We start from the raw sequence: 14,266 nt of genomic DNA, 5'->3' as shown, positions 1-14,266 counted from the left end.
GCTCAGACCGTCTCGTCGAGGTGGTCGGCGTAGTAGGCCGCCGGCCGCTCGTAGCCCCCCAACTGCTCCTTCTCCGCCAGCAGGTGCAGCAACTCCCCGACCGCCTCGCGGGAGCGCCCCAGGTTGTAGCAGGCCATCGCCCGGAAGGCGCGCAGCGCCGGATCGCCGGGGAACTCCGCCAGCCCCCGGTCGAAGGCGGCCACCGCGTCCTCGAAGCGCCCGATCACCCGCAACGTGCTGCCGTAGCCGGTCCACAGTCCCAGCCGGTCCTCCTGCGCGAGTTCCAGGGCCCGCTCGTAGTACGGCACCGCCTCGTGCTCCAGCCCCATCCGGTCGTGCTGGTAGGCGGTCTGCCGCAACAAATCCGGATCATCCGGGCGCTCGGCGAGCCGCGCCAGCAAGTCGTTCAGCTTTTCCTCATCAGACATGCGCGCAGTATGTCATCATCGTCGGCAACGGAAACGGTTTTCATTTCGGACCAGGAGGTGCCGCCGTGCGCGTGGCTTTCGTCGGCAAGGGAGGCAGCGGGAAGACCACCTTCTCCGCGCTCTTCAGCAGGTTCGTCGCCCGGCAGGGCCGGCCGGTGGTCGCCATCGACGCCGACATCAACCAGCACCTCGCCCTGGTCCTCGGCCTCGACCGGCAGCCGGAGCCGCTCGGCGCGCACCTGAACGAGATCAAGGAGTTCCTGCGCGGCGACAACCCGCGCATCCTCAGCGCCGAGGAGATGCTCAAGACCACCCCGCCCGGCCGTGGCTCCCGCCTGCTCGGCCTCGACGGCCTGCCGTACACCATGGAGACCCCGCACGGCCTGCGGCTGATGGCCACCGGGCCGTTCAGCGAGGACGACCTGGGCGTCGCCTGCTACCACTCCAAGATCGGCGCGGCGGAGCTGCTGCTCAACCACCTCGTCGACGGACACGACGAGTACGTGGTGGTCGACATGACCGCCGGGGCCGACGCCTTCGCCTCGGGGCTGTTCACCCGCTTCGACCTGACCGTGCTGGTCGCCGAGCCGACCCGGCAGGGGGTGAGCGTCTTCCAGCAGTACCGCGAGCACGCCGCCGACTTCGGCGTCAGCCTGGCCGTGGTCGGCAACAAGGTGCACACCGCGCACGACGTGGAGTTCCTGCGCGAGCACGTGGGCGATGCGCTGCTCACCTGGATGGAGCACTCCGCCGCCGTCCGCGCCCTGGAGCAGGGCCGGCCCTTCGAGCTCGACGACCTGGAGCCGGCCAACTCAGAAGCCCTGGCGATGGTGCTCAAGCACCTCGACTCGCAGGAGAAGGACTGGGCGCGCTTCGGCCGCCAGGCCGCCGAGTTCCACCTGAAGAACGCCCGCGCCTGGGGTGACGCACGGACCGGACGCGACCTCGCCGACCAGATCGACCCGGGGTTTGTGTACGGAAGGATCTAGTTTTGTCCCCTTTGCGGCTTCCCCCGGAGAACCTAGCGTCAAAGAGATCCCTTCGAGAGGAGACAGCATGTCGCTGACCGTTCCCAACGATCTGCTCGACCAGGCCAAGCTCGGTGAGGTGGACGACCAGGCCTTCGTGGACTGCGTCCGCGAGTCCCTGCCGTACGCCTGGTCGGTGATCAGCGGCCTGGTCCAGCAGCGTGAGACCACCGGCGCCGAGTTCGCCGACAACCACGTCCCGCCGCCCGACGAGGCGGCCCGCGGGCAGCTCCTGCGCTGCCTGGCCAGCGACGCCATGCGCAGCGCGCTGGAGCGTCACTTCGGCGTACGGCTCGCCTTCCAGAACTGCCACCGGGTCGCCGTCTTCGACCCGTCGGCCGAGAGCGCGCTGCGCGAGTTCGTGACGCCCCGCGCGCAGATCCTCAACCAGAAGCCGGAACTCGTCGACTGCTGACGTTCCTGCTCCTCACCGGGCGGGCGGCCCCGCCCGCCCGGTGAGGCGGGGCAGCACCTCGGCCCCCAGCCGCCGGATCGACCCGGCCGGATCGCCGGTCGCCTCGACCATCAGGAGCAGCCGCCGCAGCCCGGTGGCCTGCGCGGTGCGCGCGATCACCTCGGCACAGTGCTCGGGCGAGCCCACCGGGTGCACCCGCGTCAGGAAGTCCACGTACGCGCCGGTGTCGCGGCGCGTCCGCTCCCGCCCGTCCACGGTGACGTAGCCCGCCAGGCCCGGCTCCAGCCAGGCGGGCATCTGCTCCCTGACCTCCTGCACCGCGACGGCCGTGCTGCCGGCGACGTGCGCCACCACCACCGCCACGTGCTCGGCGGGCGAGCCGCCGTAGGAGTCGAGCATCTCGCGCTTGCCCGCGTCGTCCAGGTGCATGCCGAGCAGCATCGGCAACCCGCGGGCCGCGGCCAGCCGTACGGTGGGCTCGGAGGTGCAGGCGACCACCGGCCGCAGCCGCGCGGCGGGCACCATCGCCACCTCGCGGAAGGCGAAGAACTCCCCCGCCGCCGCCACCGCCCGCTCGCCGGACAGGCAGGCGCACAGCAGGTCCAGCGCCTCGGGGAAGCCGCGCTCGAACCGTTCCACGCCGGTGCCGAAGACCTCCAGGTCCACCCACGGCCCGCCCCGGCCGACCCCGAGCGTGAAGCGGCCACCGGACAGGTGGTGCAGCATCGCCGCCTGCTCGGCCAGGGCGACCGGGTGCTGCGTGGACAGCACGCTGACCGCGGTGCCCAGGCCGATGCGCCGGGTCCGGCCGAGGGCGAGCGCGGCGAGCGTGACCGGCGAGGGGCAGACGCCGTAGGACATGAAGTGGTGCTCGGCGAGCCACACGTCGTCGAACCCGGCCTGTTCGGCGGCCACGACGGCGTCCAGGGTCTGGTTGAGGGTCACTTCCGGAGGAATGCCGGGAAAACCGGCCGCGATGAGAAATATCCCGATCCGCACACCCCAGCTCTTACCCGAAGAGCGAGAGCTGGCCCTCCCCGGCGAGCGGATCGCGGTGTCGCTTGAGGTGCCGCCACTGCGGCAGGTCGTCGAGATACGACCACGACAACCGGTGATGCTCGGTCGGCCCGAACTCGGCCAGCGCCGCCTGGTGCACCGGCGACGGGTAACCCGCGTTCTCCGCGAAGCCGAACTCCGCCCGGCCCAGCGTCGCCATGAACGCGTCCCGCCGCACCTTGGCCAGCACGGAGGCGGCGGCCACCGAGATCGAGGCCGCGTCGCCGCGCACCTCCAGCCGCACCGGCCAGGGCGGGCCGATGTAGTCGTGGGAGCCGTCGAGGATGACGAAGTCGGGCCGCGCGGGCAGCGCCTCCAGCGCCCGGCGGGCGGCCCGGCGCAACGCCTCGGTCATGCCGAGGGTGTCGATCTCCTCGTGGGAGGCTTCGCCGTACCCGATGCCGGTGGCCCACGTGGCGATCTCGGCGGCCAGCGACTCGCGGCGGGCGGCCGAGAGCTGCTTGGAGTCGGTGAGCCCGGCGGGCGGCTCGGACAGGTCGGTGACGACCGCGCAGACCAGCACCGGGCCGGCCCAGGCGCCCCGGCCGACCTCGTCCACCCCCGCCACCAGGGTCCCCGGCCGGGCGGTCAGCAACCGTTCGATGTCATACGTGGGCACCCGATCAGGCTAGCCGGACCGGCCCGGGCCGGGAGCCGGGTCAGGCCAGCCGTACGGGCTCCAGGTCGGAGGCCAGCAGCCGGGCGGCCACGTGGATCGCGCGCAGGGTGACCATGACCGCGGGCCGGTGCACCGACGCCTCGCGCGCCACGGCGTGCACCTCCCGCGCCACCTGGTTGCCGGGGAACTCCCGCACCGCGATGCCGCGCACCCCCGCCGCCAGCGCCAGCGCGGGCACCGCGGCGATGCCGATGCCCTTGGCGACCAGCGACAGGATCGTGCCCAGGCCCTCGAACTCCCACGGCGTGGGCCGCGGGCCGCCGACGTCGACGAAGAGCCGGTCGACCGCCAGCCGCGACGGCTCGCCGTCGGGCGTGGCCATCCACGGCTCGTCCCGCAGCTCGCGCAGGTCGATCGGCACCGCGGGGTCGGCCAGCCGGTGCTTGCGCGGCACGACCAGCACCAGAGGGTCGTGCAGCAGCGGGAAGACGCGCAACGTCTCGAAGGCCCGGGTCCTGCCGTACCAACTGTCGATCAGGGCGAGGTCGACCTCGCCCGACTGCACCTCGCGCATGCCGCGCCCGGACCGCGACTGCCCCAGGCGCAGGGTGAGCTCGGTGTAGCGACGCAGGGACCGGGCCAGCGCGGGAGCGAAGGCGACCGCGGCGGTCGGGAAGGCGGTGAGCACGACCCGCCCGGACGGCTTGCCGGCATGCGCGGAAAGGTCGGACTCGGCCTCCTCCACCATCGTCAGGATGCGCTCGGCGTGCTGGACCAGCCGGCGTCCGGCATCGGTCAGTTCGGCGCTGCGCGCGGTCCGGTCGAGCAGCACCGCGCCCGCCTCCCGCTCCAGCGCGGCCAGTTGCTGGGAGACCGCCGACGGGCTGTAACCCAGGGATGCGGCCGTCGCCGCGATGCTGCCCCGACGGGCGAATTCGCGGATCAGGACAAGTCTCCGCAGATCGAGCATCACTCTTCCTTATGCCTACCCACCAAAAGCCTCGCTTGTGGTGATGCCTTTCATCCAACCATCTTGGGAACGTGACAAACATGACCGTGACCCTTTCCGCCACACTGGCGGCCAACGAGGACATCGAACGAAGACGACGCGCCGGGGAACGTGTGCTGCACCTCGCCTTCGGCGAGGCTGGCCTGCCCGTCCACCCGGCGCTGCGCGACCGGCTCGTCGAGGCTTCAGGACGCAACGGCTACGGGCCGGTCGCCGGAGCGGCCGAGCTGCGCGCGGCGGCGGCGGGCTACTGGAGCCGGCGGGGCCTGGAGACCGATCCCGAGCTGGTGGTCTGCGGACCGGGCAGCAAGTCGCTGCTCTACGCGCTGCTGCTGGTGCTCGGCGGTGACATCGTGCTGCCGAGGCCGAGCTGGGTCAGCTACGCGGCGCAGGCCGACCTGGTCGGCTCCCGCTCCATCCTGGTCCAGGCGAGCGAGGGCGGCGTGCCCGACCCCGAGCTCGTCCTCGACGCCGTACGGCGGGCCCGCGCCGAGGGCCGCATCGTCCACTCGATCCTGGTGACCCTCCCGGACAACCCCACGGGACGCCTGGCCACCCCCGCGACCATCGAGCGGCTCGTCGCGGTCGCGCGCGAGCTTGACCTGGTCATCATCTCGGACGAGATCTACCGCGACCTCGTGCACGACCCGGCCCTGCCCTACCTCTCGCCCGCCGACCTCGCGCCCGAGCGGACCGTGGTGACCACCGGTCTGAGCAAGAGCCTCGCGCTCGGCGGCTGGCGGATCGGCGTGGCGCGACTGCCCGACGGAGCGCACGACCTGCGCCGGACCCTGCTGGCCGTCGCCAGCGAGATCTGGTCCGCGCCGGCCGCTCCGGTGCAGGCCGCGGCCGCCCTCGCCTTCGAGGAGCCGGCCGATCTGGTGGCCCATGTCGAGCGCAGCAGAAGACTCCACGGCCTCGTCGCACGAGAAGTTTGCGAAAGATTCATCCAGGCCGGAGCGGTCGTCGCGCCGCCTCAGGGCGGTTTCTACCTCTACCCGGATTTTTCACATTTCGGGCTCGGTGGATCGGCCGAACTGACCAAGATCCTTCTCAACGAGCACGGCATCGGTGTCCTGCCTGGCCATGCTTTCGGCGACGAACCGGAGCACGCGCGGGTGCGCGTCGCGACCAGCTTGCTCTACGGCGAACTGGCCGAGGAAAGGCTCGACGCGCTGGCCGCCGACAACCCCCTCGAACTGCCCTGGATAGCCGCCAACCTGGCCTTCCTGAGCACCGGTCTGACCGCTTTGACCAGGGAAAACAAGCAGGTTGCATAAAGTTGCAGAATTCCGGGATGGTTAGCTGGTACCGAGCACTGCCGGCAGGCCCCATCATGTGCTCATGCCCGCTCTTGTCACCTTGTCCGGGCGCCTTGTGCGCCTGGAGCCTCTCAGCCTCGCGGTGGTCGATGACCTCGTAGCCGCGGCGAGTGAAGACCGCAGCACGTATGCCTTCACTCGCGTCCCTCATGGGTGGGACGAGATGGCCTCCTACGTGGAGGCCGCCATGGCTGAGCAGGCGGAGGGTCTCGCGATGCCCTTCGCCGTCCGGTGGCTGAACACCGACCGTATCGTCGGTGCCACCCGTCTGATGAACCTCGAGTACTGGCAGGGCCCCATGCCCTGGCCTCCCGGGGTTCGGAGCCTCGTGGGAGACGTTCCGTCCGTGGCCGACATCGGTTACACCTGGCTGGCCGCTTCGGCCCAGGGCACGGGTGTCAACCGGGAGAGCAAGTTCCTGATGCTCTCGCTCGCCTTCGACACCTGGAACGTCCACCGCATCACGCTCAAGGCCGACGTGCGCAACGTCCGGTCGCGAGCCGCCATCGAAGCGCTCGGCGCGCACTTCGACGGGGTCCGCCGGGCGGAGAGCAGGGGGGCCGACGACACGGTCCGAGATACCGCCTTCTATTCGATCCTGCGTGAGGAATGGCCGGCGATCCGTGATCGCCTGTCCCAGCGCCTCGGACTCGTCGAGGCGGCCTAGACCGATCTTCCGACTCGTTTCGCGGACGCCCGGCTGGAACCCCCAGCCGGGCGTCAACTCTTTTCCGGCCCGACCAGCCCGCGCACGGCCCACGCGCGAGCCTTGAGCGCGATCGACCCGTCCTCCGCCACCGGCAGGCTCGCCCGCAGCCGCTCGCGCAGGTCGGCCCGGTGCTCCTCGCCCAGTGACACCACGTACGCCGGCGCCGGACCCACCCCGGCGAGGAACGGCGTCCAGAAGTCGGCGAAGTCGCGGAAGACGGTCGCCACCTCGATCGCCTCGACCGCCACCTCGCGCAGCCCGGCCCCTGTCCAGAGCTCCTCCAGCGGCCCCGGCCGGCACAGCGGGAAGAGCGCGGCCTCCGACCCTCTGTCCGGATCGAGCGCCAGAGCGGCCGTCCAGAACGACCGGATCATCCCCATCCCCTCGGCGTAGTCCCACACATACGCCGCCACCACCCCGCCGGGCGCCACCACCCGCACGAACTCCCGCAGCGCCCGCTCGGGTTCGGGCAGGAAGTTCACCACCAGCCCGGAGACCGCCGCGTCGAACCGGTCGTCCGGGTACGGCAACGCCTGGGCGTCCCCCACCTCGAACCGCGCCCGTGGATCACTCACCTGGCCCCGCGCATGCGCCACGAACCCCGCAGAGGCGTCGATCCCCGCCACCTCGGCCGGCTCGGCCACCCCCAGCACCGTCGCGGCCAGCGCCCCCGTCCCGCACCCGGCGTCCAGCCACCGCCCACCCGCCGGCACCCGCAGCCAGGGCACGAACTCCGCGGCCACCAGCCGGCCCCACCGGCCCATGTACCGCTCGTAGGCGTCCCCGCGCGTCCAGACGTCCTCGGCCATGAGCCGACCCTACGTGCCCCGTCGTGGAACCGGGGCGGAACCCGGTGGAACGCCGATAAATAGTCACCATTTCTTACTTTCCACGAAGCACCATTCAGGAGGCAGCTCATGTCCGTTCGTTCTCTCGCCCTGCTCGGCGCGGTCGCCGCGATCCTCGGTCTCGGTGCCGCTCCGGCCCAGGCCGATCCGAAGCCCGGCGTCATGGCCTCGCCCCGGCTGACCATCCAGCAGGCCGGCGGCGGCCAGTGCCGGCTCACCGTGCTCACCTCGGTGGGCATGGCACAGGCGCAGGCGCAGTATCAGATCGACAACGGGCGGTCGCCCGGATCGAGGTGTGGGCCGACGACCTGGTCTACGACAACCGCATCCTGAAGGCCCCTAACGCCGCCCTCACCGCCAGCCGGTACGGCAGCGGCCTGGTCGTCACGGCCCAGCCCACCCTGCCGTGCTCCGCCCTCGACGAGGACCGCAGCTCCAACCTCGACACCGAAGGGGACGAGATCTACGTGAAGGTCGTCTTCGACGGCCCCGGCTACCCCCGCCTGTCCAAGAACTCCAACGTGGTCAGAGGCCGCTGGTAACCGCACGTCGGCCCGTCGTGGGCCGGGCGGGAAACACCCACCGCCCGGCCCCGCCGGTATCTGGAAGGCATGGCCGCCCCCGTGGGACCATGCCTCTTTGATAGAGAGCATGGGCTTTCGGGCTCAATGCCTGATCAACGCTCGATCAACACTTCGATGAACGAATCAAGGCATGCCTATGTGTTAGGCATGAGTCGTTCTATCATTTGGTCACAAAATATTCCTTTGACTGGGAGACAGGGGCATGGCTGGAGGACTGCGGTTCGCCGTGCTCGGTCCCGTCCGGGCCTGGCGTGAGGGCATCGAGCTCGACCTGGGTACTCCGTTGCAGCGGTCGATCCTCGGTGTCCTGCTGCTGCGCGAAGGCCGGGCGGTCACCCCGACGGAGGTGATCGACGCCGTGTGGGGCGACGACGCGCCTCCTCGGGCGCTCGGCGCCCTGCGAACCTACGTCTCCCGGCTGCGCACGGTCCTGGAGCCCGACCGGCCGGCCCGCTCCCGTCCCGAACTGCTCACCTCGGTCGGCCGCGGCTACGCGCTGCGCCTGGAGGACGGCGCGCTCGACCTGACCCGCTTCGAGCGCCTGGTGCACGAGGGCGAGGCCGCCCGCAAGGCCGGCGCGCTCAAGGACGCCGCCGAGTCCCTGCGCTCGGCGGTCGCGCTCTTCGAGGGCGAGCCCCTGGCCGGCGCGGTCGGCCCGTACGCCGACCACCAGCGCGACCGGCTGGTCGAGCGGCGGCTGACCGTCGTCGAGACGCTCATGGACCTCGACCTGGAGCTCGGCCAACACGCCGCGGTGGTCTCGGAGCTGATCGCGCTCACCGCCGACCACCCGCTGCGCGAGCGGCTGCGCGCCCAGCTCATGCTGGCCTACTACCGCTGCGGCCGGCAGGGCGACGCGCTCAACGTCTTCACCGAGACCCGCGAGGCGCTGATCGAGGAGCTGGGCATCGAGCCCGGCCCCGAGCTGTCGGCCCTGCACCAGCGCATCCTCAACGCCGACCCCGGCCTGGCCGCCACTCCGCCGGCCGAGACCGGCCCGGCGCCCGCGCCGGAGGAGGCGGAGGAGGAGCGCTGGCTCGACCTGCCCCGCCCGGCGCAGTTGCCCGCCGCGGTCAACGACTTCACCGGCCGCCGCGAGCTGGTCGGCCGGTTGCGCAGCCTGCTGGCGGCGCAGAGCGCCGTGGAGGGCGTGCCGGTCGCGGCCATCTGCGGCATCGGCGGCGTCGGCAAGACCGCCCTGGCCGTGCACGTCGCGCACGCCTGCGACGACCTCTTCCCCGACGGCCAGCTCTACGCCGACCTGCGGGGCTACACCGACGAGGCGACCGCGCCCGAGTCCGCGCTCGGCGCCTTCCTGCGCGCGCTCGGCATCCCGCCGGACGTCATCCCCGAGGGCCTGGCCGAGCGCTCGGCGCTGTACCGCTCGCTGTTGTCCGACCGGCGCATCCTCGTGCTGCTGGACAACGCCCGCGACGCCGCGCAGGTCACGCCGCTGCTGCCCGGCTCCCAGGGGTGCGCGACGCTGATCACCAGCCGCGCCAAGCTGGCCGACCTGCCCTCCGCCCGGCTGATCGACCTCGACGTCCTCGAACCGGACGAGGCCCTGTCGCTGTTCGCCGCGGTGGCCGGGCCGGAGCGGGTGGCCGCCGAGCGGGCCGCGGCCATGGACGTGGTCGCCGCGTGCGGGTTCCTGCCGCTGGCCGTACGCATCGTCGCCGCGCGCCTGGCCGCGCGGCCGAGCTGGACGGTCAGCTCGATCGTCTCGCGGCTGGCCGACGAGCGGCACCGCCTGGACGAGATGCGGGTGGGCAACCTGGCCGTCGAGGCCACCTTCGCCCTCGGCTACGGCCAGCTCTCGCCCGCCCAGGCGCGCGCGTTCCGGCTGCTGTCGCTGCCCAACAGCCCCGACATCTCCACCGGCGCGGCCGCCGCGGTGCTGTCGATGAGCACCTTCGAGGCCGAGAACCTGCTGGAGTCGATGGTCGACGTCAGCCTCCTGGAGGCGCCGACGCCGGGCCGCTACCGCTTCCACGACCTGCTGCGGCTGTTCGCCCGCCGCCAGCTCGAACAGGCCGAGCGCGTCCAGGCCCGCACGCTGGCGCTGCGCCGCCTGCTCGGCTTCTACCTGGCCTCTGCCCAGTCCGCGCACCGCCTGGCCTACGAGGGCAGCCTGATCGCCGACCACCTGGTCGTGATCGGCAGCGGGCGCAGCTTCAGCTCGGTGGACGAGGCGGTCGCGTGGCTGATCGCCGAGGGCGACGCCCTGTTCGCCGCGATCAACCAGGCTTCAGAAGCCTCCCGTACGGCGGAGCAGCTCCTTCCGGCCGGCGACCTGCTGGTGGCGATGGAGCCGCTGCTGGAGTCCGGCACGCACACCCGCGAGTTCGACCTCGCCACCCGCGCCGTCCTGGCCACCGCCCAGAAGCTCGGCGACCCCGCGGCCGAGTTGCGCGCCCGCTATGTCCTGGGCCGCGTGCTCTTCGCCGCCAACCGGCTGACCGAGGCCGAGGAGCAGTTCAGGATCGTCGAGCGGCTCTCGGCCGAGCGCGGCGAGAAGGTCGTCACCGGCGAGGTGCTCAACGCCCTGGCCGTCGTCGTGGGCCGCCAGCGCCGGCACACCGAGGCCCTGGAGTGGTTCGACCGCGCGATGACCTGCTACCGCGAGGCCGGCGTGCCCGGCGGCGAGGCGCTCGTGCTGAGCTACTCCGCCCGCGACCACCTGGGCCTGGGCCGCCCGGAGGACGCCATCGCGGCGGCCGAGAAGGGCCTGGCCATCTTCACCGAGATCGGCAGCGGCGCCGGCATGGCACGGGCGCGCTACCACCTGGGCATCGTCCTGTCGCGCGTCGGCCGCCTCACCGAGGCGGTCCACCACCACGCCGAGTGCCTGGCCTTCTTCCGCGCCGGCAAGCAACGCGTCTGGGAGCAGCGGGTCTGCTCCCGGCTGGCGGAGACCTTCATCGCCGCCGGCCGCTACCCGGAGGCGGTCCGGCACGCCGAACAGGCTCTCGTGGTGAGCAGGGAGATCGGTCACCCCTACGGCGAGGCGCTGTCGCTCGCGGTGCTCGGCAAGGCGCTGCACGGCATGGGCAGCCTCTCGCGCAGCACCGACTGCCTACGGCAGGCCTACGACATCTTCTCCCGCCTCGGTGCTCCCGAGGCCGCCGACCTCAAGGCCCTCCTCGCCGCCGCCCCGGCCGTCGGCGGGGCCGCGGCCGTCGATTCCGTCGTCGAGGCCTGAGTACAGCTCGTCGTCGAGCCTGGTCATCCACACGTGGTTGAACAACGGGCTTTCCTTGTCCCAGAAGGTTTCAGCCCGGCCGGTCATCCGGCCGCCGCGCTTCGCCAGGGGGCCCGGTTGTCCGGATGCTCCACGCGGCGGCTAGCCGCCTCACAAGACGACCGGCCGGGCCAGGCACGGCCCCGAACCCCCCGGGACGCGCCTGCCTCCTCAGGGTGCTCCCGGAGGCTCAACGCCCGATCAACGCCGGATCAAAGGGCGTCCCGACCTGGGATCACAGCCGGAAGTAGCCTTCGGCGATGAGCGGGCGCAGCCGGTCGGCGTCGACCCGGTCGCCGCCGACCAGTTCGGCGATGACGTTGAGCAGCGGGCCCAGGGCGAGCTGGCCGTCGCAGACCCCGGCCAGGGCCGCCTCGACGGTGCCGACGTCGGTGCTGCGCCGCAGGCCGCGCGTCTGGCGCAGGACGATCCTGGACGGGTCCTCCGCGCCCGGCAGCCCGATGCGCTCGTCCAGGAGGCCCTCGGCGGTGCGCAGCCGGGCCTGGTCGAGCTCGGTCAGCCGGTGGGCCAGGCCGATGGCGTCGAGGATCTCGTCCACGTAGCCGCCCACCGGGAGCTCCACCTGCTGGGTCAGCCGCTCGACCCGCACGACCGGGTCGATGCTGTCGGAGCGGCGCAGGGTGATCCAGCCGAAGCCGATCCCCTCGACCTTCTGCTCCTCGAACCAGCCGAGCCACTCGTCGTAGCGCTGGGTGTAGGCGGGGGTGCCCTGCTCGGCGGCGTCCTTCAGCCACAGCTCGACGTACTCGGCCGGGTCCTGGACGTCGCGCTCGACCACCCAGCCGTCGCAGGTGATCCAGTTCCCGACCCGCTCCTGCCAGTCCTCGCCCTCGATGTGCAGCCAGTTGGCCAGGAAGTGGGCCTGGCCGCCGGGGTTGAGGTGGTCGGGCGCCTGCCGTACGAGCTCGCGGCAGAAGCCGTCGCCGCCGCTCTCGCGGTAGGTGAAGCGCTTGCCGGGGGAGAGCACGAAGGGCGGGTTGGCGACCACGAGGTCGAACAGCTCGTCCTGGACGGGCTCGAACATCGAGCCCACCCGGGCGTCGACGCCGGAGATGCCGGACAGCTCCCAGCTCATCCGGGCCAGCTCGATCGCCCGCGGGTTGAGGTCGGTGGCCACGACCTGCGCGGCCCGATCGCCGAGCTCCAGCACCTGGACGCCGCAGCCGGTGCCGAGGTCGAGGGCGCGCTCGACCGGCCGCCTGGTGACGAGCTGGGCCAGGTTGGCCGAGGCGCCGCCGGCGCCCACGACGTGGTCGGGGCGCAGCGCCGGGTCACCGGGGCGGACCTTGCGGTCGGAGACCAGGTAGCCGTCCTCGCCCCAGGGCTGCAGGTGGTAGCGCGCCCGGCCGTCGGCCACGAGCCCGGTCTCGACCAGCGGGGCGGGAATCGGGCCCTCGACGGGCACGCCGAGCCAGAACAGCCGGATCAGTACGGCCAGCGGATCCAGCTCGCGGGTGGCCCGCAGGGCCGGGACCAGTTCCTCCCGCGCCAGCGCGGTCGCCGCGACGTCGCCGAGCCGCTCGCGCACCCCGTCGACGGTGTAGCCGGTTTCGAGGAGCAGGTTCCGCAGGTGTTTCATCGACTTCCTTCGACGGACAGTAACCAGACTGTTACAACTTACCCAAGCGTTCCACAAGCGGGGACCAAGTCCCCCGCGATATCTCTGGTGCGGTCAATCCGACCATCCCACGAGGAGGATCGATGCTGATCCCCTGCCTGGCCTGCGAGGCGCGGTTCGGGCCCGACGAGTACTTCCGGGCCTGCTCCGACTACCACCGCGGCCGCGACCTGGTCTCCTGGACCTGCCCGCGCTGCGGCAACCACGACGACCTGCGCGTGCTTCCGGGAGAGCTCGGATTCGGCTATCCCCGCCATGGCCGCTTCGCCGTGCGCGACCGGGTGCGGGTGCCGGGGCTGCGGCGCACCAGGGGCGAGCTGCGACTGGACATCTCTCTCGATTCGGGCAACTGGCGGGTGCCTACACGAGCCCGGCACTCGGCATGACCACCGGCGTCTCGCCCCGCACCAGGCTCTCGATCTCCTCGACGACCCGCTCGGCCCGCTCCTCCTGGCTCTCGTCGGTCGCCTCGCCCAGGCGCGGCGTCAGCACCACGTTGGACAGCCGGGTCAGCGGGTGGCGGGGGTCGAGCCACTCGCCCTCGAAGTGGTCGATGCCCGCGCCGCCCAGATGTCCCCAGCGCAACGCGTCCACCAGGGCCGACAGGTCGTGCAGCGAGCCGCGCGAGGTGTTGAGGTAGATCGCGCCGCGCTTCATCAGGCCGAGTTCGGTGTCGCCGATGAAGCCGCGCGTCTCGGCGGTGACCGGCACGTGCAATGAGACCACGTCGGCCTCGGCCAGCAGTTCGGGCAGGGTGTGCGTGGCCTCAGGGACGTAGGGGTCGCAGGCGATCACCCGCATGCCCAGCCCCTCGCACCGCCAGCGCACCGCCCGGCCGACGCGGCCCAGGCCGACGATGCCGAAGGTCCGGCCGGCCAGGCGCGAACCGCGGTAGCGCTCGGCCGGTGGCACCTTGGTGCGGTAGACGCGGCCCCGCCGTACCTCGCGGTCGGCGGGGACGATGTGCCGGCTGAGCGCGAACAGCAGCGCCAGCGTGAGCTCGGCGACGGCGTCGGAGTCGCGGTCGTCGACCCGCAGGACCTTCACCCCGAGTTCGGCGGCGAGGGCGAGATCGATGGTGACCGGGGCGCCCAGGCTGGCCACCACGTCGAGCGGCAGGCTAAGGACCGAGCGGCGGACCTCGTCCCCGTCGGTGATCAGGATGGTGGCGCCGGTCTCGATCAGCAGGTCGGCGAGCTGCTCGTCGGTGAAGCCGAGGTTGGGCCGGTCAGGCGCGCCGACCACGTCCGCGAACTCGCCGAGACGTGCCAGAGCGCTCTGCGGCAGGGCGGTCAGAACCAGCGCCCGAGGTCGTCCCACAAAGCCGACAATACAGCACAGAGGGTGTGCGGATCATCGCTCCCCGTT

General features: G+C 72.0%; 15 protein-coding genes. 8 read left to right on the top strand and 7 right to left on the bottom strand.

The genetic code is table 11. The features are described 5' to 3' along the window. Positions 1-2: 2 nt before the first annotated feature. On the bottom strand, positions 3-428 hold the full coding sequence (locus ACIBG7_RS16955; RefSeq protein WP_397336792.1) for a tetratricopeptide repeat protein: 426 nt from the start codon (positions 426-428) through the stop codon (positions 3-5). A 65-nt stretch (positions 429-493) separates the two neighbouring features. Between ACIBG7_RS16955 and ACIBG7_RS16950 the strand changes: the two genes are divergently transcribed. Both ACIBG7_RS16950 and ACIBG7_RS16945 read left to right on the top strand, forming a co-directional pair. After that, positions 494-1,417 (top strand): ATP-binding protein, encoded by a 924-nt coding sequence (locus tag ACIBG7_RS16950; protein ID WP_397336791.1) that lies wholly within the window; start codon positions 494-496, stop codon positions 1,415-1,417. 67 nt (positions 1,418-1,484) lie between these two features. Beyond that, positions 1,485-1,871: an SCO5389 family protein gene (locus tag ACIBG7_RS16945; protein ID WP_357928572.1), complete on the top strand. Its 387-nt coding sequence runs from the start codon at positions 1,485-1,487 to the stop codon at positions 1,869-1,871. Between the two features lie 12 nt (positions 1,872-1,883). Here ACIBG7_RS16945 and ACIBG7_RS16940 read toward each other — a convergent pair whose 3' ends face one another. The 3 genes from ACIBG7_RS16940 to ACIBG7_RS16930 form a co-directional block, all read right to left on the bottom strand. Then, positions 1,884-2,816 carry an LLM class flavin-dependent oxidoreductase gene (locus tag ACIBG7_RS16940; RefSeq protein ID WP_397336789.1) on the bottom strand — a complete coding sequence of 311 codons (933 nt, stop codon included), beginning with the start codon at positions 2,814-2,816 and terminating at the stop codon, positions 1,884-1,886. A gap of 64 nt (positions 2,817-2,880) precedes the next feature. After that, positions 2,881-3,546 (bottom strand): ribonuclease HII, encoded by a 666-nt coding sequence (locus tag ACIBG7_RS16935; RefSeq protein ID WP_397336788.1) that lies wholly within the window; start codon positions 3,544-3,546, stop codon positions 2,881-2,883. Positions 3,547-3,586: 40 nt separating this feature from the next. Next, positions 3,587-4,516, bottom strand: a complete 930-nt coding sequence (locus ACIBG7_RS16930; RefSeq protein WP_357928566.1) for a LysR family transcriptional regulator — start codon at positions 4,514-4,516, stop codon at positions 3,587-3,589. Between the two features lie 80 nt (positions 4,517-4,596). On the opposite strand from ACIBG7_RS16930, the gene ACIBG7_RS16925 reads away from it, so the two are divergent. Together ACIBG7_RS16925 and ACIBG7_RS16920 are read left to right on the top strand one after the other, a co-directional pair. Further along, the gene (locus ACIBG7_RS16925) at positions 4,597-5,835 is read left to right on the top strand and encodes a pyridoxal phosphate-dependent aminotransferase (RefSeq protein ID WP_357928563.1); all 1,239 of its coding nucleotides are present in this window, start codon (positions 4,597-4,599) and stop codon (positions 5,833-5,835) included. A gap of 64 nt (positions 5,836-5,899) precedes the next feature. Continuing rightward, a complete protein-coding gene (locus tag ACIBG7_RS16920) occupies positions 5,900-6,544 on the top strand; it encodes a GNAT family protein (protein WP_357928560.1) in 645 nt (214 codons plus the stop codon). Between the two features lie 53 nt (positions 6,545-6,597). Here the strand turns inward: ACIBG7_RS16920 and ACIBG7_RS16915 are convergent, their stop codons facing one another. After that, positions 6,598-7,395, bottom strand: a complete 798-nt coding sequence (locus ACIBG7_RS16915) for a class I SAM-dependent methyltransferase (protein ID WP_397336787.1) — start codon at positions 7,393-7,395, stop codon at positions 6,598-6,600. Between the two features lie 108 nt (positions 7,396-7,503). On the opposite strand from ACIBG7_RS16915, the gene ACIBG7_RS16910 reads away from it, so the two are divergent. The 3 genes from ACIBG7_RS16910 to ACIBG7_RS16900 all read left to right on the top strand — a co-directional run bounded on the left by ACIBG7_RS16910 (position 7,504) and on the right by ACIBG7_RS16900 (position 11,220). Beyond that, positions 7,504-7,767, top strand: coding sequence for a hypothetical protein (locus tag ACIBG7_RS16910; RefSeq protein WP_397336786.1), 264 nt, complete (start codon positions 7,504-7,506; stop codon positions 7,765-7,767). Next, positions 7,728-7,976 carry a hypothetical protein gene (locus tag ACIBG7_RS16905; RefSeq protein ID WP_397336785.1) on the top strand — a complete coding sequence of 83 codons (249 nt, stop codon included), beginning with the start codon at positions 7,728-7,730 and terminating at the stop codon, positions 7,974-7,976. Before ACIBG7_RS16910 ends, ACIBG7_RS16905 begins: the two co-directional genes overlap by 40 nt. A 244-nt stretch (positions 7,977-8,220) precedes the next feature. Then, entirely contained in the window at positions 8,221-11,220 is a 3,000-nt protein-coding gene (locus tag ACIBG7_RS16900; protein WP_397336784.1) for an AfsR/SARP family transcriptional regulator, read from the top strand. A 274-nt stretch (positions 11,221-11,494) separates the two neighbouring features. On the opposite strand, the gene ACIBG7_RS16895 is transcribed toward ACIBG7_RS16900, so the two are convergent. Beyond that, positions 11,495-12,859 (bottom strand): methyltransferase, encoded by a 1,365-nt coding sequence (locus ACIBG7_RS16895; RefSeq protein WP_397336783.1) that lies wholly within the window; start codon positions 12,857-12,859, stop codon positions 11,495-11,497. A 122-nt stretch (positions 12,860-12,981) separates the two neighbouring features. On the opposite strand from ACIBG7_RS16895, the gene ACIBG7_RS16890 reads away from it, so the two are divergent. Beyond that, positions 12,982-13,284, top strand: a complete 303-nt coding sequence (locus tag ACIBG7_RS16890; RefSeq protein ID WP_397336782.1) for a hypothetical protein — start codon at positions 12,982-12,984, stop codon at positions 13,282-13,284. Here ACIBG7_RS16890 and ACIBG7_RS16885 read toward each other — a convergent pair. Continuing rightward, positions 13,259-14,218: an NAD(P)-dependent oxidoreductase gene (locus ACIBG7_RS16885; protein ID WP_397336781.1), complete on the bottom strand. Its 960-nt coding sequence runs from the start codon at positions 14,216-14,218 to the stop codon at positions 13,259-13,261. The two genes, ACIBG7_RS16890 and ACIBG7_RS16885, sit on opposite strands and share 26 nt — an antisense overlap. Positions 14,219-14,266 lie beyond the last annotated feature (48 nt).

The sequence above is a fragment of the Nonomuraea sp. NPDC050328 genome (genome assembly GCF_044459405.1).
Classification (GTDB): Bacteria; Actinomycetota; Actinomycetes; order Streptosporangiales; family Streptosporangiaceae; genus Nonomuraea.
Note: the sequence above shows the minus strand (reverse complement) of the source record. Positions and strands in the feature narration are given on the sequence as shown.